Annotated in this window: 18 protein-coding genes and 1 pseudogene; 8 read left to right on the top strand and 11 right to left on the bottom strand. The window is 43.1% G+C overall.

The genetic code is table 11. The features are described 5' to 3' along the window. Positions 1–23: 23 nt before the first annotated feature. On the top strand, positions 24–2,078 hold the full coding sequence (locus tag CCS02_RS10970; protein ID WP_442919309.1) for a sigma-54-dependent Fis family transcriptional regulator: 2,055 nt from the start codon (positions 24–26) through the stop codon (positions 2,076–2,078). Positions 2,079–2,132: 54 nt separating this feature from the next. On the opposite strand, the gene CCS02_RS10965 is transcribed toward CCS02_RS10970, so the two are convergent. Next, complete coding sequence (locus CCS02_RS10965) at positions 2,133–2,534, bottom strand: RidA family protein (RefSeq protein WP_100636580.1); 402 nt, start codon at positions 2,532–2,534, stop codon at positions 2,133–2,135. A gap of 99 nt (positions 2,535–2,633) precedes the next feature. Next, positions 2,634–3,521 carry a LysR family transcriptional regulator gene (locus CCS02_RS10960; protein ID WP_100636579.1) on the bottom strand — a complete coding sequence of 296 codons (888 nt, stop codon included), beginning with the start codon at positions 3,519–3,521 and terminating at the stop codon, positions 2,634–2,636. 113 nt (positions 3,522–3,634) lie between these two features. On the opposite strand from CCS02_RS10960, the gene CCS02_RS10955 reads away from it, so the two are divergent. From CCS02_RS10955 to CCS02_RS10945, 3 genes are all read left to right on the top strand, one after another. Further along, the gene (locus tag CCS02_RS10955) at positions 3,635–4,162 is read left to right on the top strand and encodes a DUF7482 domain-containing protein (RefSeq protein ID WP_100636578.1); all 528 of its coding nucleotides are present in this window, start codon (positions 3,635–3,637) and stop codon (positions 4,160–4,162) included. A gap of 271 nt (positions 4,163–4,433) precedes the next feature. After that, the gene (locus CCS02_RS10950; protein WP_100636577.1) at positions 4,434–5,408 is read left to right on the top strand and encodes a DUF1852 domain-containing protein; all 975 of its coding nucleotides are present in this window, start codon (positions 4,434–4,436) and stop codon (positions 5,406–5,408) included. 57 nt (positions 5,409–5,465) lie between these two features. Next, entirely contained in the window at positions 5,466–6,533 is a 1,068-nt protein-coding gene (locus CCS02_RS10945) for a methionine synthase (RefSeq protein WP_100636576.1), read from the top strand. Positions 6,534–6,649: 116 nt separating this feature from the next. On the opposite strand, the gene CCS02_RS10940 is transcribed toward CCS02_RS10945, so the two are convergent. Beyond that, complete coding sequence (locus CCS02_RS10940; protein ID WP_100186139.1) at positions 6,650–7,576, bottom strand: AraC family transcriptional regulator; 927 nt, start codon at positions 7,574–7,576, stop codon at positions 6,650–6,652. Positions 7,577–7,671: 95 nt separating this feature from the next. Between CCS02_RS10940 and CCS02_RS10935 the strand changes: the two genes are divergently transcribed. Next, a complete protein-coding gene (locus CCS02_RS10935) occupies positions 7,672–8,622 on the top strand; it encodes an alpha/beta hydrolase family protein (protein WP_100636575.1) in 951 nt (316 codons plus the stop codon). Positions 8,623–8,767: 145 nt separating this feature from the next. Here CCS02_RS10935 and CCS02_RS10930 read toward each other — a convergent pair whose 3' ends face one another. Beyond that, positions 8,768–9,817, bottom strand: coding sequence for a peptidase M42 (locus tag CCS02_RS10930; protein WP_100186137.1), 1,050 nt, complete (start codon positions 9,815–9,817; stop codon positions 8,768–8,770). A 184-nt stretch (positions 9,818–10,001) separates the two neighbouring features. Here CCS02_RS10930 and CCS02_RS22545 point away from each other — a divergent pair. Then, positions 10,002–10,778, top strand: a pseudogene (locus CCS02_RS22545) (PAS domain-containing protein); the annotation flags it as partial. Beyond that, positions 10,779–11,318, top strand: a complete 540-nt coding sequence (locus CCS02_RS22540; protein WP_442919310.1) for a methyl-accepting chemotaxis protein — start codon at positions 10,779–10,781, stop codon at positions 11,316–11,318. It abuts the pseudogene before it with no gap. Between the two features lie 86 nt (positions 11,319–11,404). Here the strand turns inward: CCS02_RS22540 and CCS02_RS10920 are convergent, their stop codons facing one another. Continuing rightward, positions 11,405–12,523, bottom strand: a complete 1,119-nt coding sequence (locus CCS02_RS10920) for a PA0069 family radical SAM protein (protein WP_100636573.1) — start codon at positions 12,521–12,523, stop codon at positions 11,405–11,407. Positions 12,524–12,687: 164 nt separating this feature from the next. On the opposite strand from CCS02_RS10920, the gene CCS02_RS10915 reads away from it, so the two are divergent. Then, the gene (locus CCS02_RS10915) at positions 12,688–13,449 is read left to right on the top strand and encodes an AraC family transcriptional regulator (protein WP_100636572.1); all 762 of its coding nucleotides are present in this window, start codon (positions 12,688–12,690) and stop codon (positions 13,447–13,449) included. 23 nt (positions 13,450–13,472) lie between these two features. Here CCS02_RS10915 and leuA read toward each other — a convergent pair whose 3' ends face one another. The 6 genes from leuA to pspF all read right to left on the bottom strand — a co-directional run bounded on the left by leuA (position 13,473) and on the right by pspF (position 20,756). Further along, complete coding sequence (gene leuA / locus CCS02_RS10910; RefSeq protein WP_100636571.1) at positions 13,473–15,149, bottom strand: 2-isopropylmalate synthase; 1,677 nt, start codon at positions 15,147–15,149, stop codon at positions 13,473–13,475. 341 nt (positions 15,150–15,490) lie between these two features. Further along, a complete protein-coding gene (locus CCS02_RS10905) occupies positions 15,491–16,381 on the bottom strand; it encodes a diguanylate cyclase (RefSeq protein ID WP_100636570.1) in 891 nt (296 codons plus the stop codon). A gap of 209 nt (positions 16,382–16,590) precedes the next feature. Further along, positions 16,591–17,649: a FecCD family ABC transporter permease gene (locus CCS02_RS10900; protein ID WP_100636569.1), complete on the bottom strand. Its 1,059-nt coding sequence runs from the start codon at positions 17,647–17,649 to the stop codon at positions 16,591–16,593. Beyond that, positions 17,646–18,629 (bottom strand): ABC transporter substrate-binding protein, encoded by a 984-nt coding sequence (locus tag CCS02_RS10895; RefSeq protein ID WP_100636568.1) that lies wholly within the window; start codon positions 18,627–18,629, stop codon positions 17,646–17,648. Before CCS02_RS10895 ends, CCS02_RS10900 begins: the two co-directional genes overlap by 4 nt. A 24-nt stretch (positions 18,630–18,653) precedes the next feature. After that, positions 18,654–19,505 (bottom strand): ABC transporter ATP-binding protein, encoded by an 852-nt coding sequence (locus CCS02_RS10890; RefSeq protein ID WP_100186130.1) that lies wholly within the window; start codon positions 19,503–19,505, stop codon positions 18,654–18,656. Between the two features lie 234 nt (positions 19,506–19,739). After that, a complete protein-coding gene (gene pspF, locus CCS02_RS10885; protein WP_100636567.1) occupies positions 19,740–20,756 on the bottom strand; it encodes a phage shock protein operon transcriptional activator in 1,017 nt (338 codons plus the stop codon). Between the last annotated feature and the right edge of the window lie 150 nt (positions 20,757–20,906).

Here is a 20,906-nt window from a genome sequence, read left to right as displayed (position 1 = left end):
CTCGCAATCACAATGAACATTTCATGCACACTTTGGGTGTTTTACCTGATGTGTTGGAGTTGGAAATGCAAGACGAAGAAAAACAAAAACAAGAAAAAAACGCTGCCGCAACAGCAGAAATAAATTCCGCTTCAGAAACGAATATGGTGCAGACTCACAAAGAGCGAATCCAAGCGTCTTGGTATCGTTGCGAGCAATTTGGCTTGGATCACAGCAGTAGTCCAGATTTTGCGACTTTGCCAAAAGGCACCTTGAGTGACTTGATCGATCAGCATCGTAGCTTGCTGGAGACCACCGAAAACGAAGTGCTGCCGTATTACGAAAATATTCTCAGCAATTCGGCTTGCATGATTGTGTTAGCGGATCGCCAAGGACACGTGCTGAACACATGGGGACAACCGCGTTTTGGTAGTGCTTCACAGCATGGTTTGGTGGGTGGGAACCAGTGGACAGAAATGGGCGTCGGCACCAATGCGATTGGTACTGCGCTGATTACTGGTGAAGCGATTCAAGTCGGCCGGGATGAGCATTTCTTACGTGCCAATCGCTTCATGGTGGGTTCCGCTTCGCCTATCTACAACACCAAAAACGATTTGGTCGGTGTCTTAGACATTTCTTCAGACGCGTATCTTCCGCAGGATCATACCTTTGGCATGGTCAAACTCATGTCCTTGAGTGTGGAAAATCGCCTGATATTTGCCGCCTTTCAGCAAGAGCATTTCATTCTCAGTTTTAATACCAACGTGGTCAGTTTAGACAGTCATTGGTCAGGTATTTTGGTGCTAGATGAAAACGGCACTATTGTGTCGGCAAATCGTCGTGCGGAAGTGGTGCTCGCGCAGGACTTAGCTTTGCTCAACATCAACCAAATATTTGATATCGAAATGCGGGAGATCAAACATCATCCCTATAGTTTGCCGATGAAATTGATCGCTATGGGACGTTATCAGTTCTATGTCAAAGTGATTCCTCCCGTACAGCAGATTATGCGCATACCTGACTTTCGTCAGCGTGCTGATTACGTTGCTCCTCCACAGTCAGAAGTCATTGTTATGAATGAAAAAAATCCACCATTTGAAAAGGTGAAAAAGCCGGAAACATCGTCATCTAAAGCAATTCCAGATAACGTCATTCCACTGGCTGAATTACAACATGGCGACGACCGAGTAGAGCGTTTAGTGCGCCAAGCTCATAAGATTATGGAAAAAGACATTCCTATTTTGATTCATGGCGAAACGGGCGCTGGTAAAGAGATATTTGTGCGCAGTCTGCATTATCACAGCTCCCGTGCCAAAGAGATGTTAGTGGCGGTAAATTGCGCGGCTATTCCCGCTGAACTGGTAGAGTCTGAACTTTTTGGTTATGAAAAAGGCGCTTTTACCGGCGCGCAAAATCGAGGCTCCATTGGCTTGATTCGTCGCGCTCATCACGGCACCTTGTTTTTAGATGAAATTGGTGAAATGCCGATGGCAGTTCAATCGCGTTTGCTGCGGGTTTTACAAGAAAGAGTGGTCACGCCGCTGGGTTCAACAGAAGCGTTTCCAGTGGATATCAAACTGATTTCCGCTACCAATCGAATTTTAAAAGAGGAAGTGAAAGAAGGGCGTTTCCGCCAAGATTTGTACTATCGTATTTCTGGTTTGAACATAGAGTTACCCGCTTTGCGTGAACGAACTGACAAAGCAAAATTGATTCAATACCTTCATGAGCGTTTACGAAAAGAAGAACCCGGTCCTGCGTTATCGCAAGCTATGCTGGATTTACTGGTCACTCATCCTTGGCCGGGCAACATGCGCCAACTGGTTCATGTGCTAAAAGTCGGCATGGCCATGGCGGATGAAGAAGTACTAGAAGAATGGCATTTGCCTGATGATTTTTTTGACGACCTAGACTCTATGGCGCAAACAGATGATTCTGCACAACTAAGCTCAACTAACGAGCAAGATGAACCGCTGGAAGAACTGATTCCTCGATTATTAAAGGAGTTCAAAGGTAATGTCTCACAAACCGCTAAAACGGCAGGAGTCAGTAGAAATACAGTTTATAAATATTCGAAGCCTAAAGAAAATGATAATTAAGCTGATAATGTAGTCCCCACTTTTAACCTTTTGATTTTAAATGGGGACGGCGCTTTAGAGCGCCACCTTAGCGACCGCTTCAATTTCAATTAACGTCTCTGGAGAGGCTAAAGAGGCGACGCCAATTCCCGTTAATGCTGGGCGTGAAGAGCCTAATGTGCTGGCGATAATAGGGACGATGTCTTCCATATGGTCAGCAACCTCACCACGAACATAGACACGTAACTGCAAGATATTCTCGACTGAAGAGTTTGCTGCTTCTAAAACCGTAATTAAGTGTTTTGCTGCATTAGCAGTTTGCGTTTTCATATCGTGATTATTGGTTTGAAAATCGGTGTCCCAATCAACTTGCCCTGAAATAAAAATCAAACCAGTATCTGTATCGATTGTGGCTTGTGACATGCCAGTAGCCGTACCGTCATACAAAGATGGTGGGTTAATGCGTTTAATGGACATAATGACCTCTACATAGTGTTTAAAGTGACGCTAGAGTAGAGATGCATAGGGCGTTTGACTATAAAGCCTAGCTTGTTACCGATACAAGTTAAGGTCTCTTTAATTAGTAAACTTTTTCTGAATGCTGTCCAGTAACCAGCTAATTAATAGGTCATTTTTGGTATTTGGGTGATGGGCTGCTACGACTTGATAGCCCGGTGGGTATTTTTCTAATGGAAGCTCAAATAGTCCTTCGTACGGTAGAAGTCTAGAAGGAATGAATCCCACCATATCTGAATGTTTTAAGATTTCTTTAGCCATATGAAAGGATGGGGCGGATACGGTAACTTGACGTGGAAAGCCTTGTTGTTCGAACCAAGTATCAGCAGAACCTATAAAACTGCCAATGCCTGGCGAAACGATGACGAAGTCGTGTTTTGTTAATTGTTCTAGTGATAGATCATGAGTACGTTTAATGGCTTTATTCGCTGTCACACATAAGTACTTCTCTGTAAATAATGGAGTGGAAATCAATCCTTCAGGAACATAGGCGCTGGTGGTAAAAACAAGATCTATTGTGCCTAGATGGATTTTTTTGGTTAGATTGGCGTGTTCTATATTGGTAATGATCACTTTGATTTTAGGTGCGTATTGTCTAAGTTCTCTAATTAGGTCAGTTACTATCACTTCTTGTGTGTAGTCTGTTGCACAGATAACCAAAGTCCTTTCTATTTCCTGTGGAGAAAGTATCTTTGCCGGAGGGATGCTATTTATCTGAATCAATATCTGTTGAATGTGCGACTCGATCTCTTTGGCATAGGGCGTTGGAATCATTCCGTGGCCAGTTCTAACAAAGAGTTGATCACCAAGAATTATTCTTAATTTTTTAAGTTGAAGACTGATAGCCTGTTGAGAAACGCTTAGATGTTCAGCAGCGACTGAAATATTGCTGAACTGATAGAGCGCATCTAATGTTCTAAGATGATTTATTTCAAGTTTATCTATCATGCGCGTCTCTCGTTGGCTATTAGCGGCCTAAATAAGTTAGTAGATAGTATTAATAGCCGTTAATTGGTGGTTTTCAATGATCTTTCTGTTTAAAACACTCAGGAGTGAATGGTATGTTGCGTCAATGTCTTTTAGGAATTGTCTGTGTTTTGTTATTGGCATCTTGTAGTAGTTATTCTGTTAAAAATAAACAGGTGCCACAGAGCACAATCAGTTTACCTTTGTTGCACGGTTGGCATGAAGGCAAAGAAGTACTTTATATAACGACAGATGTGTCTGATCAGGCTGTAGCAAAAGCAAAAAATGCCAATTATGCGCCTCGGCTGCGTGACGCTGTTCCTCATTATCCGAAACCACCGCAAGTCAAAACAGTGCTAGAGCGTGTGTATGCTTTTCCGAATCAAGAGCAAGCGTGGAGCGTATTTGCTTCCGTTCCAGAGCCATTAGGCTATAAAAGCCAAGATACTCATTACTCACCGCTTTGGTTGATGTACGTCGTAGCATGGAAAGACCCAAGCAAGGCAACAGAGCTGAGGTCTGAAGAAGCGATTCTAACAGCGGAAGATCAGGGTTTGGTTACCATCGAACGAACCGATATCGTGCTCAATTGTCCGGTTATTCCATTCTCTCTTGTTGATTAGTGTCCGATAAAGTAGCGCTCTACCTGGGGCGCTCTTACCTCCTATTACCCATCCTATTTTTGAGTGAAACTATTCAATCAAGAGTCGTATCTATTCCTCATTATGAATAAAATTCAACAAATTAAAATTCAATTCATTTTTGTTCATGATTGTGATTGCGTATAACTGTACTCACTTAGTAACTAGGCTGATCGCCGCCAATCGAAAACTGGCAAGTGAAAACAAGGAATAGATCCTTATTTCACTTCAGAAAATAGGATACCAGATCACCATGAACAACAGCTTTACTTTTACCATTAAGAGCATTTGCTTCGATGAAAGCTACCGCCCTTCAGATAATACTCGCATTACAACCAATTTCGCGAATTTGGCCAGAGGAGAGCGACGACAAGAGAATTTACGCGACGCATTAAGGATGATTAACAATCGTTTTAATGCATTGGCGCATTGGGATAACGCAAAGGGAGATCGTTATTCTGTTGAGCTTGAAATCGTTTCAGTTGATGTGGATATCGAAGGGAAGGGCCAGACTTTCCCAACCATTGAAATTCTGAAAACGAATATTCTTGATCACCACACTGAGCAGCGTATCGAAGGTATTGTAGGAAACAATTTCTCTTCTTATGTGCGTGATTACGACTTCAGCGTCGTGCTGCCAAACCATAACAAAGGCCAAAAAGAATTTAGCATTCCTGATAACTTTGGCGATCTGCATGGAAAGCTCTTTAAAAGCTTTGTGAAGTCAGACAGCTTTAAAGAAAAATTTACCAAGCCGCCAGTGATATGTCTGAGTGTGTCAGAAAATAAAACCTATCAGCGAACAGGAAATCAGCACCCAGTATTGGGAATTGAATATCAACCAAATGGCACCTCTTTGACCGAGCAATATTTTCAGAAAATGGGCTTACAGGTTCGATACTTTATGCCTGCCAACAGTGCTGCACCATTAGCGTTTTATTTTGTAGGCGACTTGCTTAATGATTACAGCAATCTTGAGCTGATTGGCACCATCAGTACGATGGAAACCTTCCAGAAAATCTACCGTCCAGAAATTTACAACGCCAACGCGGTTGCTGGAAAGAGCTATCAGCCGAACTTGAAAAACTCGGATCATTCTCTAACACAAATTGTTTATGACCGTGAAGAACGCAGTCAATTGGCGAGTGAACAAGGCAAATTTGCTGAGCAGCATTTTATAAAGCCCTACCAAAAGGTACTTGAGCAGTGGTCTGCTAATTACGCATAGACGCAAGTATCCATGGTTATTTTCCAACATTACATTTAATAGACGGCATCTTTTATTATGAAAACAGCTTTTGAAAAAATAGGCACTGAAAAAACACTACTACCAACATCAACGGCAGGCAGCTTGCCTAAACCCACATGGCTTGCCGAGCCAGAAACCCTTTGGTCACCATGGAAATTGCAAGGCGATCAATTAGTTGACGGAAAACAGGATGCGCTGCGTGTTTCTCTACAAGAGCAACAGCAAGCGGGTATCGATATTGTTAGTGATGGGGAACAAACGCGCCAACACTTCGTTACCACTTTTATTGAGCACCTCAGCGGCGTGGATTTTGAGAATCGTCAGACGGTGAGAATTCGTGACCGCTATGATGCCAGTGTGCCTACGGTTGTTGGTCCTGTTAGCCGCATCAAGCCAGTGTTTGTTGAGGATGCTAAGTTTTTACGTCAGCAAACCAAGCAACCGATTAAATGGGCGTTGCCAGGTCCAATGACCATGATTGATACGCTTTATGATGATCATTATAAAAGTCGCGAAAAGCTCGCGTGGGAATTTGCCAAGATTCTCAACCAAGAAGCCAAAGAGTTAGAAGCGGCTGGTGTGGATATCATTCAATTTGATGAGCCTGCATTTAACGTCTTTTTTGATGAGGTCAATGATTGGGGCATCGCAACGTTAGAAAGAGCCATTGAAGGCCTGAAATGCGAAACCGCAGTACATATTTGCTATGGCTACGGCATCAAAGCCAATACCGATTGGAAAAAGACGCTTGGCTCTGAATGGCGACAATATGAAGAAGCCTTTCCTAAGCTGCAAAAATCCAATATCGATATAATTTCACTGGAGTGTCATAACTCTCATGTGCCAATGGAATTGCTCGAACTTATTCGCGGCAAAAAAGTCATGGTCGGCGCAATCGACGTGGCGAACCATGCCATAGAGACACCAGAAGAAGTGGCCAATACTCTGCGTAAAGCCCTGCAGTTTGTCGATGCAGACAAGCTCTACCCTTGTACTAACTGCGGTATGGCTCCGCTGCCTCGCGCGGTGGCGAGAGGCAAGCTACAAGCATTGAACGCTGGCGCAGACATAATTCGAAAAGAGTTGGCTTTGTCGTCGAATTAATGGGCCTCAAGCGTAAAACAATCCCGTTTCAAATTTATGTTTTGAAACGGGATTTTTTTGGCTTTCTGAATTTGCTAATTTAGGTAGGCGTGCAGCTAAAGCTAGTTTTGCTCTGTTTAAACTTCCTGTAACTTTCTCTCAACAAGACCGTCTTCAACTAAAAATTTTGACGGAGCTTGTCCTGTATGTTTGCTAAAAGCAGAGCTAAACGCACTGGCAGATTGGTAACCTATCCTTTCTGCAATGGTGGCCATAGTAAAGGTTTGGCGTCTTAAGAGGTCTTTCGCAATCGCCATACGCCATGCAATAACATATTCCATTGGTGTATAACCCACGGCTTTACTAAAGCGCTGAAAAAAGCTGGAACGAGACAATGAGGCTTCTTTGGCTAATTGATCAATCGTCCATGCCTTACTCACATCTTGATGGATTTTTCGAATTGCTATTGCAAGTCGCTCATCGGCTAAACCGACTAACAAACCAGGAACTTCTGGTGTGTCCATCTTCGTTCTAAAAGCTTCAATCAGCAGAATCTCTAATAATCTAGCCAATACAGAATCACGGCCGGGGCGTTGCGCCAAAGATTCCTCAATAACAAGCTCGACCAGCGTGGTGAGCCTTTTCGCTTCGCGGAGGTGAACAAGTTTCGGAAGAAGCGATACTAGTATTTTTGAATCAGGCGCCTCAAATTGACAATGGCCAATAAGTAAATGCGCATTCAACTCTTGCTCTGCTTCACCTACAAAATAGGTGCTAGCAGCCGTTTTAATGGGCACGGTATCGGCTTCGTCCAGTGCTGGAGCATGGCTGCTAGCTACCGTAAAAGCATGAGCTTCTGGAACAAGGACAAAATCGCCAGCGGTTAGATAAATCGGTTCATCGCCTTTTAATGTGAACTCGCAATTTCCCTCTAGCACGACACAATAGAAAGGATTACCGATTTCTTCGCGTCTAATACGCCACATGCCTGCGGCGTGGACTACCTTAGAAAAAGCGGCTTTTGGCTGCAATAGAGTCACAATACTCGAAAGAGGATCTATCATTTAAATACTATTGGTAATGTAATGTGGATTTTTCATTATATATTGTACATTCGCCTTTAGGTAGAGTTAGCACCTCAATTGCTTAAGGAGCTTTTATGAATAATCTCGTTACCGAATCTAAGAATATCCCAGAGTCTAATCGACAACTTACCCTGTCTATTAGCCCAATTACCCTAACGGTAGAAGGCCGTGAAACACCACTTGAACTTCGTATTACCCTGCCAGTAAGTGGCGATAATATTCCAATTATCTTACTTTCTCATGGTCATGGGCCATCGTCGTACCTGCCTTCTAAAGATGGTTACGCCCCGTTGGTAAACTATTACGCTGAGCAAGGATTTGCCGTTATTCAACCTACCCATGCAAGCTCAAGAGTGGGTGGTCTCGATAATACTCACCCAGATGCGCCACTTTTTCTCAATGAAAGAGTGATTGAAATGAAAACCATTTTGGACAATTTGGCGCAAATTGAGCGCGATATAGTCAGTCTTTCTGGCCGATTAGATAAGGAACGCATTGCGATCGTGGGGCATTCTGCAGGGGCGATGACAGCGGCTATGTTAATGGGCATGACGCTACCACATATACGCAGCGTATTAGATCAGCGTATCAAAGCCGGAGTCCTATTAGCGGCAGTGGGCAAAGGGGGAGATGATTTAATTGAATCAGCAAGAGAAAGGTTCCCTGAAATTAATCCAAATTATTCATCAATGACCACAAAAAACTTAGTGGTGTATGGTGATCAAGATCTTAGCACCCACTTCACAACCCGAGATGCAGACTGGCATGCGGATCCGTACTATATTGCGCCGGGTAGCGATTTTTTGTTGTCATTAATTGGAGGAAAACATGGGTTAGGTGGCATTGCTGGTTATGATGCAAAAGAAACCGATGACGAAGATCCTGATCGTCTCGCCATTACCCAAAAAATGACATCAGCGTATTTAAAATCTGCTTTATATGAGGGTGACAATGCATGGGAACAAGCTTGTGAAGCTCTGCAAGCTTTTGCCAGTAAACACGCTTATGTAGAAAGTAAAGACTGAGCACTTTGAAATTTAAAGATGTTTAAGGCTCCGTTAGCCTAAAAACTAGTTTTGAGTCAGATAAAAATCCCGTTTGATTTTATATTTCGAAACGGGATTTTTGTGTGTTGCAAATAGTACCAATCAGTAAATGGTACGAAGTGAATTAAATGTTCGACACCACTTTTAGCATATCTAGAAACGCATCCACCGATTCCACCGCTGCCGATTCGTGCATGGTGTGGTAGCCTATGGTTGGAATTTGAATTGTGGTGCCATCTACCAAGCCATTTGATGCGGCGATAATGCGACCAAGTTCAGTACTACCTAGCGAGCTTGGCGGCAATCCTTGCTCAGCACGTTTCGCGTTTTCGTTTTCCACGTAACGGTTTTTATACAAATAACTGATGTTGTTTTTTACGCACAGTTCTTCAAGAAGTTGTGTACTGTCTTTATTGAACGTGGCGTTGGCGTCTTTTTCCCTAAGTACCAGAAGCTGTTCATTGGCGGCATCGACATTTGGAAAAGGGCTGGTATCAACCACAAACAAGCGGTTAGTTGAGCCACCAAAGCGACGGAACCACTCAAGCAAATAGCGCCAGCTTTTTCCTGCTTCTTCTTGGGCAGTAAAAAAGGCCGTACCTTTAAAACCATGATCAAAAAGATGCACCAAGGCCGCCGCTGAAATCACGTTATCAAGCTGGCCTTCTAAGCGATTGTCAACGATGTGTAATTGGTCTTTAAACGCAATGGGTGTACCAGCAACCACACCTTCTAACCCTTCGGTTTCGAAAATTAAGTTGTTACGGAATTCACAAACGTAAGAGCTTTTTATTGTGCCTTTACCACGGTAAACCCCAGACCAAGGCTCGTAGGCGTAGATCTCTTCATGGTTGAAACGCTCTGTGACCTTGGTCATCAACTCTTCAGAAACCGAGTTGTTTAATAAATCGGTGCGGTTTGCTGATACAAACGCTGCGTATTGGAATTCATTCGGGCCCGTACACACCAAGCCGTGACGATCTATATGCGCCGAAAACATGGTGCTAAACGGATCACTGCCTTGGGCAACTAACAAACCTTCGTACCAAGTGACTTTTGCCCCTCGCTCTTCCAGTTCGCGTTGTAACACGCGGAAAAATGAATGCTCTGCGCCAACCACACTGGGCGCGCGAATAAGCAGTTTGAGCAGATCGATAAAGTCATCACTAGGCATGCAAATAGGTTCCAAAAAAGGGGTAAGTCGAAGCTTGTTTATAAACTGAATCGGCTGATTTACATAATGTTTTTGTGTAAATAGTGCTAAGTCGTTTTCTTAAAACAAAAATAATGTCGTGTTCGTGTAAAACATCCGCTACTCTTTAATAAAAATTGAATTGAGATACTTAAGGAAGAAGTAAATGTTATTTGGTAACAATAAATTATTGACCCGAATTACTGAATTGGAAAAAGAACTTGTTTCCTTTCAAGAGACTCAAGCCGATCTTAGACAGGAAATGCTGTATTTCGCTATGACATCAGACGGAAAAATAGTCGATGCAAACTCGCTTTTCATAAAGTCCTGTGGATTTGAGAAAGCAGAATTAAAAGGCAAAAATATTAAAGACTTGATACTTAAAAAGTCTTTAGAAAAAGAGCATTGCCAAAAAATGTTGTCTGCGATTAGCGAGAAAAAGCACTGGCATGGCGCTTTACAGCTAGAGACCAAGAAAGGTCAAGAAGCATGGTATCGTTCGATTATCCAGCCAAGAAAACAAGCAGAAGATGGGCGCGTGATATTAGAAGTTTACTCGGCTGAGCTTACGCGAACGATTTCTCAGTCTAAAGAAGTTGAAGACATGTTAGCTGCATTGAACCGCTCGTCTGCAGTGATCGAATTTAGTCTAGATGGCATCATCTTAAATGCTAACGACAACTTCCTTAAAAGTATGGGGTATTCAAAAAGCCAAATTATTGGTAAACATCACAAAATGTTTTGTGATTCGAAAGAAGTTGAGTCTTCAAAATATCAGGATTTTTGGCGTCAACTTAGGTCGGGTAAATTTGTTTCTGAACGTTTCAAACGTTTTGATAGCCATGGAAATGCGGTGTGGTTGGAAGCTTCATATAACCCAATACACGATGAAAGTGGCGAGTTATATAAAGTTGTTAAATTCGCGACGGTTATTACCGAGCAAATGAATCGAGAGTTCGCTATTTCGGAAACCTCTGAGATCGCCTATGACATCTCCAAGAAAAGTGATGCGGACGCTATTACAGGTAAAAAAGTCATCGAGTCGACGATTCAGACCATGGATGAACTTTCAGTGCAAATGAGCAGTGCTAGCAAAGGAATAATTGAACTCAATACTCAGTCATTAAAAGTGGCTGCTTTGGTAGAAAGTATTCGCGGTATTGCAGATCAGACCAACTTGCTTGCTCTGAACGCTGCAATAGAAGCGGCGCGAGCAGGCGAGCAAGGCCGAGGCTTCGCTGTAGTGGCTGATGAAGTTAGACAACTTGCTTCTAGAACAAGCTCGGCCACCGAAGAAATTATCAAGGTGGTTGGGGAAAATAAAAACCTCACCGAAAAAGCTGTATCTCTTATTGAAGAAAGCATGGATAAAGCTCATAAGGCATTAGACCTTTCTACCGAAGCGGGTAATGTGATGAATGATATTCAGATCGGTGCAAGACAAGTCGTTGATGCGGTGGGCCAATTTAACAACAAACTATAGTTGTTCTCGAAACAAAGACTCGACATTCAAATTCCCTAAGAGTTTTGCTCTTAGGGAATTCTGCGTTAAGCAGACTACTTAAGTTACTAAAACAACGCCATCTGATCGCCTTCCTTTGGTGGAACGGCAAAATGGCGGCAATCGAGATAGCTCAGTCTGTTTTCATCCAATCCATATTTGCGTCGCGCTACGTGAAAGCGTTGGTTAATCAAATCTGCAAAGATGCCTTCACCTGTCATGCGCTTGCCAAATTGACTGTTGTAGAGCTTGCCACCGCGCATATCCATAATGCGCTGCAAAACATGCTCAGCTCGATCTGGATAATGCTGGTGGAGCCAATCCGAAAACAAAGGCGCAACCTCGTGAGGCAAACGCAGCATTATGTAGTTAATGGATTGCGCGCCAACCTCAGAGCAAGCAGCGACGATTTCTTCTAGCTCGTTATCGTTGATAAAAGGAATCACCGGTGCAACCAAAACCGAAACCGGAATTCCAGCTTCGCGTAAGGTTTTAATCACGTGCAAACGTGTTTTTCCAGACGCTGTTCTGGGTTCCAAAATACGCTTTAAATCGTTATTGAGCGTCGTCACACTGATCGCTACATGAATAAGCTTTTTTGCTGCCATTTGAGTGAGTAAATCTATATCTCTGAGTATCAAGGTGCTTTTGGTTATTAGCGAGATTGGCTGATGATGCGCCAAGGCGATTTCCAATAATTGACGAGTGATCTTGAGCTGTTTTTCAATCGGCTGATAAGCATCGGTATTAATACCTAATGCAATGGGTTCACAATGATAGTTTGGGTGCGCCAGTTCTTCTTCAAACAAAAATGCCGCATTGGTTTTGGCAACCAGCTTGGTCTCAAAATCCAACCCTGGCGACAAATCTAAATACGCATGAGTAGGGCGAGCAAAGCAATATACACAGCCATGCTCGCAGCCTTTATAAGGATTTACCGACATGCGAAAAGGAATATCAGGAGACGAATTGCGACTAATAATGCTTTTGGCGCGTTCATGACGAACTTCCGTCTTGGGTGAAGAGGTTTCCAATAAGGCAATGGCTTCGTCGTTTTCATCTACTTCAACCAGCGTAATAGCAAAGCGCCCCGCCATATTATTGGCTGTGCCGCGCCCCTTGATAGGATTATTGAAAGGAGATTTTTCGCCTTTTTGATCGCTGTTATAGATAAAAGAAGTAGACATAAAACACCTAAAATACTGTATGTATAAACAGTATTTTGGTTGTTAGATTTCAATAAAGCAAGCTTGTTATTGTAGGTTTTTAAGTTTGCTCGCGTAGTGTGTTGAGATCTGCTTATTGATAGGTACACTCGATTGAATGATCGATGGATTTCTAGGAGAGCTGCGTGTTGTTTCAAAACAATCATTTACCAAATAGTGTTGTGGCTTACGCACAAGATTATGAACATGGTAAATTTGAGCCTTATCATGCTCATAACTGCGCACAGCTGATTCACACGTTAAGCGGTGTGATACGTGTGGAGACTCGTTTTGGTAGTTGGGTGATTCCTCCAAATCGGGGAATGTGGATTCCTGCAGGAATTGAACACAGCCTCCATATGACAGGATTGGTAAAAGTTAGAACGCTGTTTATTGATCCTCTTGCTCGGGCCGATTTGCCCCATGATTGCTCTGTCATTGACGTATCCATGCTGTTAAAGGCACTTATTGTTGAAGCGTTAGAGCTTCCTAACGAAATTGTTTCAGGAGGTCGTGATGAGCGAATTATTGAATTGATTTTGGACGAATTACGTCGTTTGTCGAGCGTGTCTTTCTATGTGCCATTGCCAACCTCCGACTCTTTGGTCTCTTTGTGTGAGCATGTCAGTCAGCGTATTGCTCATGATTGGACAAATGCCGATGGTGCTCATATTTTGGGCATAAGCGAGCGCTCTGTTACTCGAAAGTTTCAGCAAGAAATGTCGCTAACATTTGCAGAATGGCTGCGGCGGAAGCGTTTACTTTTGGCTCTGGAGTATCTTGCCAGCGGCAAAAGCGTTTTAGATACTGCGATTATGATTGGTTACGATAGTCCTAGTGCTTTTAGTGCGATGTTTAAAAGTCGAGTCGGCGTTTCACCGACTGACTATTTACTGCAATCTCAATAGACGTAATGAAAGTTACCGTCTCGCTAAGCTTCTTTGTATAAAGGATGGCAAGCGTTGATTAGTGCTTGTAGCGAGGCCTTGGTCGAATCTTCATCAATGGCAACGCCAAAACTTGGTGTAACCTGATCGGACTCAATTTGAACATAGCTCACCGCTTTGCTTTTCGTCTGTTGTCCTAAGGTGTGTTCATGAAAGTCACTGATGTTTATCTGCCAGTTAAAACGCTTTCTTAGCGCATCAAGCATGGCGGACAACAATCCTTTGCCTTCGCCAACCAGTTGCCATGTTTTTTCCTGGTAGCGTAAGGTAGCGCGAATTTCCTGTAATCCGTTTGAGCTATGGCTGCGATAATCCATTAATTTCATTTGGCCTTTGTCATCTGGGTTCAGCCTGTAGGATTCTCTGAATAAACGCCAAACATCGGCTAGAGGCATTTCGTGACCAGTTTGATCCGTATGATTTTTGACTTTTTTGCTAAAGTCTATTTGTAGTTTGCGTGGTAAAAACAGTCCGTGATTTTCCTGTAATAACCAAGCGGCACCGCTTTTGCCAGATTGGCTATTTACTCGAATGACTTCTTCATAAGAGCAGCCAATATCTTTCGGGTCTAATGGTAAATAAGGGATTTGCCAAACAGTCGATGAGGTTAATTTTTGTGCGGCAAAGCCTTTTTTGATCGCATCTTGGTGTGAACCTGAAAACGCCGTAAAAGCCAATGAGCCAGCATAAGGATGCCGAGGATGAACGGGAAGTTCATTGCATTCTTCGACCAACTCCACTGTGCGGCGTATGTCTGAAAAATCCAAATTAGGATGAACGCCTTGGCTATAAAGATTCATCGCCAAGGTGACGAGATCCACATTGCCAGTTCGTTCCCCATTACCAAAGAGACAACCTTCCACTCTCTGCGCGCCAGCGAGTATTGCCATTTCCGCTGTGGCAACGCCAGTCCCTCTGTCATTGTGAGGATGAACACTAATGGTTATGTTCTCTAAGGAAGAAAAAGACGTTATAAAATGCTCAATCTGATCAGCAAATACATTGGGGGTGTTCACTTCCACTGTCGTTGGTAAATTTAAAATCATCGGACGCTCTAGACTCGGTTGCCATGTTTTTGCCGCTGCTTCACATACTTCTAAGGCGAAGTCAGGTTCGGTAAAACAAAAGGTTTCTGGCGAATATTGAAGAGTCCACTGAGTATCTGGATTTTGCTCGCACAATTGGCGAATGTGTTTAACGCCTTGCACGGCTAATTCAAGCGTCGCTGTTTTGTCTTGGCAAAAGACGACTTCACGAAATACGGGTGCTGTGGCGTTGTAAATATGCACTATGGCTTTTTTTGCGCCAACGAGAGACTGTATTGTACGTTCAATTAAATCCACACGAGATTGCGTCATCACTTGAATCGTCACATCATCAGGAATATGGTCGCCTTCGATAAGCAAGCGAACAAAATTAAAATCCGTTTGTGACGCAGCAGGAAAGGCAACTTCAATTTCTTTAAAACCACATTCAATTAAATGCTTAAAGAAAGCCATTTTCTTCGCGTGATCCATCGGATTAGCAAGCGCTTGATTGCCGTCGCGTAAGTCTGTTGAGCACCAACGAGGCGGAGCTTTCAACTGCTTTGACGGCCAAGTGCGGGCAGAAAAATCGATAATTTTAGCTGGCTGATATTTTATTGAGGGTTGGGTTAGCATGATGTTTTCTCTTTAGCATTAGAAATTGAATTCTTATGCTAAAGAGAAGTTTTTTGGCTGTCTGAGCTGTCTTTGACAACTATCGTCGCAAAATGGACAGAACCATCTAGAAAAAGCAGGTTATATCGAGACGTTATATTTTTGTCGAGTTATTATATAAAAGTGCGATTAAATATTTTTGGTCACTACAAGGATAGACAGAAAAAGAAGGGAACCACTGGTGTCAGATAAGTAAATGTACTTAGTTTCGTTACACCATTTATAATTATTAGTAGCAACAACTGAACTTGACGAAAAAAGCTTTGAATACAGTGGCGGTTAGCAGAATATATCTTGTGCTGCTATAAGTTAACATCGTCCACTACACGATTGCGACCTGCCCTTTTTGCTTCGTACATTGCTTTGTCCACATAATCTATAGATTCTTCAACTGATCGAAGTTGCGTAAGTATCGTTACACCAAAAGATGCGGTTACTCGTAGTGACTCTCTAGAATTATCAAATTGGATACTTTGCTCAGCAATTGCTTCACGCATTCGTTCTGCCACCATGTGGGCTTGAGCTAAGGTTGTTCTGGGCATACAAATAATAAATTCCTCACCTCCATATCGGTAGATTCGGTCGTATGGTCGAAGGAGAGTCTTTATACGTTGTACGGTTGAAACAAGTACAAGATCACCCGCAATATGGCCATATGTGTCATTTACTTGCTTGAAGTGGTCAAGGTCAAACATTACTAGTGCGCAGTTTTGTTGTCCTCTTTGGACTAAAGCGTTCTGATCACTGATTTCGGCAAGCATTCCGTCCCTTGTTTGAGCTTCTGTAAGAGGGTCCCGATTTTTTGCGATTACAGTAAACTCATGTCGTAAACTCTGAAAAGCTAAACGCATTTTATCAATATCTTTATCGAAACTATCCCAATCTATAGATAGAATAAGTAAGCCATCAGATATTTTCTGAAGCAAATTTTGTGCACTAATATGCATTTTTTTATGTGCATCTCCAAGGGAGATAAATGCTGGATTCTCTCTAATAAAAAATGCTTGAGAGCTTTCATACCATTGACCAAAATGACAATGGCGATGTGCTTCGGGTGCTATGTCTGCCTTTTCCGGAGGAATACGTAAAATCAAAATTCGTAGAATATGCTTGTACCATTGATCATGATTGAAAATAGCTTGATCAAGTTGTGCAATAATCAACTGCAATTGCTGATTGGTAAAAGAAGCCATACTAATTATTTATCTCTGTGCTTAATGCTTTGAGTAATTTTTGGAAAAATATGTCAGTGATTGGTAATTTAAGCTAATGCTTTAAATCTTATCTTATAATAAATTTATTTGCTAAGCCCAAGATGTTTATAGAGGATTTGAGCTCATAATATTACTGATATTGTGAGCTTTATATATTTGTTACTTCATGCAGTTTTTAGGTTAACATCTTACAACGAAGCGTTGCGTTTTTGGCGCATCAAAAAGACGAAGGCGATACCACCGACTAGGCCTGTAAGTATGCCGATTGGCATGTCTTCAGGAGGCATGATGATTCTGGAAGCGATGTCGGCTGCTACTAGAAACAAGGCACCGACTAAGGCCGATAAAGGTAAGACTTTACGATAATCGCCACCCACTAATAGACGTACAATGTGTGGCACCATCAGTCCGACAAAGCCAATCACTCCAGAAAAAGCCACCGCCGCGCCAGTAAGTAGGGCGCAGACCACAATGACGATCAGGCGGAAGCGTTCTACTGGAACACCCAAGGTGCTGGCGCTTTCATCGCCTAGTGTCATGGCATTCAAATAACGGGCGTTGTAAATCAGGTAGCCGGAGCCAAGTACCAGTGCCACCAATGGAAACCAGAGTTGCCCCCATTGAGCCAGACCCAAACCACCAAGCATCCAAAAAATCACCGTATGAGAAGAGCGGTGATCTCCTGTGAAAATGAAAAGGTTGCCTAAGGCGGTTAGCACAAAAGCCACGGCGACCCCAGCCAGAATCAAGCGTCCTGCACTGTGTGCTGAGGAAAAATTTGCCACTGCCAATACTAAAACCATGGCTAATAAGGCACCAAGAAAGGCAAACACAGGAACGGTTACCACGCCTAAAATCATGCCGGTATGAAGCAAGGCGATGATCGCTCCTAGCGCGGCACCAGAGGACACACCGAGTAAATGTGGGTCGGCCAAAGGATTGCGAGTGACAGATTGCAGCGCTGCGCCCACAATGGCTAAAGCGGCACCCACCATGGCGGCGAGCAAAGTACGTGGTAAACGCACGGCCCAGATAATATTCTCGCGCCCCATCGACCAGCTTGGAGTGGTGTTGGTGATTGATAATTTGTGGCCTATCACACTCCACACGGTGGATTGTCCAATAGACACAGAGCCAACACCAATCGCCACGCCCATTAACAACAGTAGCAAGATACTTAGCATAATTAATAGCGCTGGTAAGGGAACTCGTCCCATGATGGTTAGCTTTTTGTGGGCAGGCTTCATAACGTCGTTCTAAAAGCCTCGGCTAAGCGTTTTATGGCTTTAATATTACGTGGCCCTGGTGTGGCTTCCACATACTCTAAGACCACGAAATGATTGTTTTTCACCGCTGGGATATTTTCGAAAGCGGGATTACTGCGTAAGAAATTAATTTTTTGTTCAGCTGTCACATCGCCATAGTTGACGATAATAATCACCTCTGGTGCTCGATCAATAACGGCTTCCCAACCAATTTGAGTCCAGCTTTTCTGCACATCATCGACGATGTTTTTACCGCCAGCAGCTTCGATCAGCGCTGTTGGCATGCCGAAGCGACCGGAGGTGAAGGGTTGTTCTTCACCGGAATCGTAAACAAAGACTTTTGGAGCGGTTTTTAATGGCGCTAGATTAGCTTGGAAATTAGCGAGATCTTCTTGATAGCCTTTTACCAAGCGTTGGGCTTGTTCTTCTTTGCCAAAAATTCGGCCTAAGTTGAGCAAGTCTACGTACAGGTCATCCATGGAAACTTTTGCTTTGTTCATGATGTGAATGCAGCTTTCGGTTAACTCGTAAACCTTGATGCCGAGTGGTGCCAAGGTATCAGGGGTAACGCCGCCACCGACGCGCATGCCGTAGTTCCAGCCTGCAAAGTAAAAGTCCGCATCTGCACCTAAAAGCACTTCTTTGCTAGGATATTTTGGTGACAATTCTTTTAATTCGCCGATGCCATTGCGCAGCGTTGGATCAAGGGTTTTCCAGCCTGAAACACCAGTAAATCCAGCCATGTGATCCTGCAAGCCAAGTGCTAACATCATTTCGGTTAAGTTCACATCGTTTGAGACAGCGGCTTTTGGTGCGTGATCGAAGGTCACTTGGCGGTCGCAGCTTTGTACCGTCACAGGATAGCCAGATGCGCTGGCTAAACCTGTGTGTAAAATGCCAAATAATGCGCCGCTGATAAGTAATGAAGTTCGCTTGATGGTTGTTTTGACGTTCGCTGTCATGTGTTTATCCTGTTAATCATTCCGTTAATCATTAATAAAAAAAGAAAATCTGGGTCTTTGCGTGATTGGATGCTCATCAATGATGGTTTCCACATCAAATACTTGTTTTATGCGTTGTTTGGTAAACACATGGCTAGGTGGCGCGCAGGCTTGCATTTCACCTTTCAGCATTACTAAAACTCGGTCGGCATACGCTGAAGCAAGTGCTAAATCATGTAAGGACACGATCAGCGTACAAGGCAATTTTGATAATAAGGCAAGTACATCGAGCTGGTGGCGAATGTCTAGATGATTGGTTGGCTCGTCTAGAATCAATATGTCGGGGCGTTGTGCCAAGGCTCTGGCTATCATAACCCGCTGGCGTTCACCGCCGGACAAAGAATCAAAAGATCGTTCTGCTAAATGCGCCACATCAAGCAAAGCCAATGTGCTTTCAATAATGTGGGTGTCTTCTTCGGAGCGTCCCCAGACTAGAGACTTTGGTGTCAGGCCGATTTCCACCATTTCGAAAACGCTTAGACCAAATTCGCCGCCAGTGTCTTGTAAAACCGTCGCGATACGTTGTGCACATTGGCGAGGTGACAACGACCATAGATCTTTACCATCAAGCAAGACAGTGCCGTTGCTCGGTTTATTGGTGCGATAAAGACAGCGTAATAGACTGGTTTTTCCTGAACCATTTGGTCCGACAATCGCAAGAAACTCACCTGGCTGGATATTCACCGTGATTGGTTTGAGTAACGCCTTGTCTCGATAAGGAGACCAAGCGACGTCCTTCAGCTGCATGCCAGCGGGCTGGCAGCCAGAAAAAAACGCGTAAGAAGCATCGTCTTTTTGCTTGTCATTTGGAGAGGTTGAAGGTGTTGCACTAATCAAGGCTAGTCAGGTTCCGTTGAATATTTGTTACATAATAACATTTTATATTATAAATACAGTAAATCCTTCTTGTTGCGGAGGATAAATAGCAACAAAAAGTTACTCATATTAGAAAGCACAGACTATACGGAAGGGCGTTTAGCTCAACAAGGTTTGTTGGCTGGTGAATTTTCATCTTCACATGTGTGAATTGAATACAGTGAAACAAGAGGGTTTGCTCAAATAACTAAGAGGCTATTTTAGCTTCTTGAGCAAACCTCTAAATTGATCATAAGTGAGTCCCAGTGATTGAGCGGCGAGTCGTTGGTTGTGTTGATTTTCATTAAGAGCTTGCTGAATTAAGTGTTGTTGCAGCTGAAAGGTCTGCTCTTTCAAGCTCAAAGACGAATTAAGGGAAAAGCCAGACGGTTTTGAATCTATTGTATTTGCCTGTGCCTGTGCAGCTTGTTTATTGATGAGATTGTCGCTTGCTTCTTCATTTGCACAAGTAAAAGGATTGATTACGATTTTTTCAACGGGATCGGCTTGGAAGCCGCAGCGATAAACCGAGCGTTCAATAACATTTTTTAATTCTCGGATGTTGCCTGGCCAATCATAATTTTTTAATGACGTTAGGGCTTTAGGGCTAAATCCTTGAAAATATTCCCAGCCCAGTTCAGTGCTAAGTTTCATGGCAAAGAAATTAGCTAATTCTTCTATGTCTTCTTTTCTATCTCGTAATGGAGGAACTTGAATGACGTCAAAGGTAAGACGGTCGAGTAGGTCTGCACGAAATTCGCCTTGTTCGCTCAGGGTCGGTAAATTTGCGTTTGTTGCCGCGACAATTCGAACGTCAACTCGTTGAGTTTTAGCGCTGCCGAGGCGTTCGAACTCACCATATTCAATTAATCGTAACAGCTTTTCTTGTACTCGTAATGACATGGTGCCAAGTTCGTCGAGGAATAAGGTACCGCCGTCTGCACGTTCGAAGCGACCTTGATATCCTTTGGTGGCGCCAGTAAAAGCCCCTGCTTCATGACCAAACAATTCGCTTTCCATCAAGCTATCACTAATGGCTGCGCAGTTGATGCTAATAAAAGGCTGATCCCAACGAGGGGATAAATAATGCAATCGTTCTGCGATGAGTTCTTTGCCGCTGCCTCGTTCACCACAGATCAAGATAGGTCGATTAATTTCTGCCAGAATCGATGCATGATCAAGTGCATCAGCCAGTGCTTGAGAGCTACCAATGACTCTTTGGTTATTTTTCATAAGATTATCGATTGTTCTTAATGTGGTTGGTTTAATTTGCCAAATTAATATGGTTAAAAATACTAAATAATAGTGATTTTAGCCATTAAAAATTAATCCAATAGTACTATGAAAAAATAAATTCATAATAATCATAGAGTTACTGATTTT

Source organism: Marinomonas sp. ef1 (assembly GCF_002806845.1).
Lineage (GTDB): Bacteria > Pseudomonadota > Gammaproteobacteria > Pseudomonadales > Marinomonadaceae > Marinomonas > Marinomonas polaris.
Note: the sequence above shows the minus strand (reverse complement) of the source record. Positions and strands in the feature narration are given on the sequence as shown.

Coding starts and splice junctions, on each gene's coding strand:
- CCS02_RS10970 (WP_442919309.1), top strand. CDS start 24: ATGCACACTTTGGGTGTTTTACCTGATGTGTTGGAGTTGGAAATGCAA.
- CCS02_RS10965 (WP_100636580.1), bottom strand. CDS start 2,534: ATGTCCATTAAACGCATTAACCCACCATCTTTGTATGACGGTACGGCT.
- CCS02_RS10960 (WP_100636579.1), bottom strand. CDS start 3,521: ATGATAGATAAACTTGAAATAAATCATCTTAGAACATTAGATGCGCTC.
- CCS02_RS10955 (WP_100636578.1), top strand. CDS start 3,635: ATGTTGCGTCAATGTCTTTTAGGAATTGTCTGTGTTTTGTTATTGGCA.
- CCS02_RS10950 (WP_100636577.1), top strand. CDS start 4,434: ATGAACAACAGCTTTACTTTTACCATTAAGAGCATTTGCTTCGATGAA.
- CCS02_RS10945 (WP_100636576.1), top strand. CDS start 5,466: ATGAAAACAGCTTTTGAAAAAATAGGCACTGAAAAAACACTACTACCA.
- CCS02_RS10940 (WP_100186139.1), bottom strand. CDS start 7,576: ATGATAGATCCTCTTTCGAGTATTGTGACTCTATTGCAGCCAAAAGCC.
- CCS02_RS10935 (WP_100636575.1), top strand. CDS start 7,672: ATGAATAATCTCGTTACCGAATCTAAGAATATCCCAGAGTCTAATCGA.
- CCS02_RS10930 (WP_100186137.1), bottom strand. CDS start 9,817: ATGCCTAGTGATGACTTTATCGATCTGCTCAAACTGCTTATTCGCGCG.
- CCS02_RS22540 (WP_442919310.1), top strand. CDS start 10,779: ATGAATCGAGAGTTCGCTATTTCGGAAACCTCTGAGATCGCCTATGAC.
- CCS02_RS10920 (WP_100636573.1), bottom strand. CDS start 12,523: ATGTCTACTTCTTTTATCTATAACAGCGATCAAAAAGGCGAAAAATCT.
- leuA (WP_100636571.1), bottom strand. CDS start 15,149: ATGCTAACCCAACCCTCAATAAAATATCAGCCAGCTAAAATTATCGAT.
- CCS02_RS10905 (WP_100636570.1), bottom strand. CDS start 16,381: ATGGCTTCTTTTACCAATCAGCAATTGCAGTTGATTATTGCACAACTT.
- CCS02_RS10900 (WP_100636569.1), bottom strand. CDS start 17,649: ATGAAGCCTGCCCACAAAAAGCTAACCATCATGGGACGAGTTCCCTTA.
- CCS02_RS10895 (WP_100636568.1), bottom strand. CDS start 18,629: ATGACAGCGAACGTCAAAACAACCATCAAGCGAACTTCATTACTTATC.
- pspF (WP_100636567.1), bottom strand. CDS start 20,756: ATGAAAAATAACCAAAGAGTCATTGGTAGCTCTCAAGCACTGGCTGAT.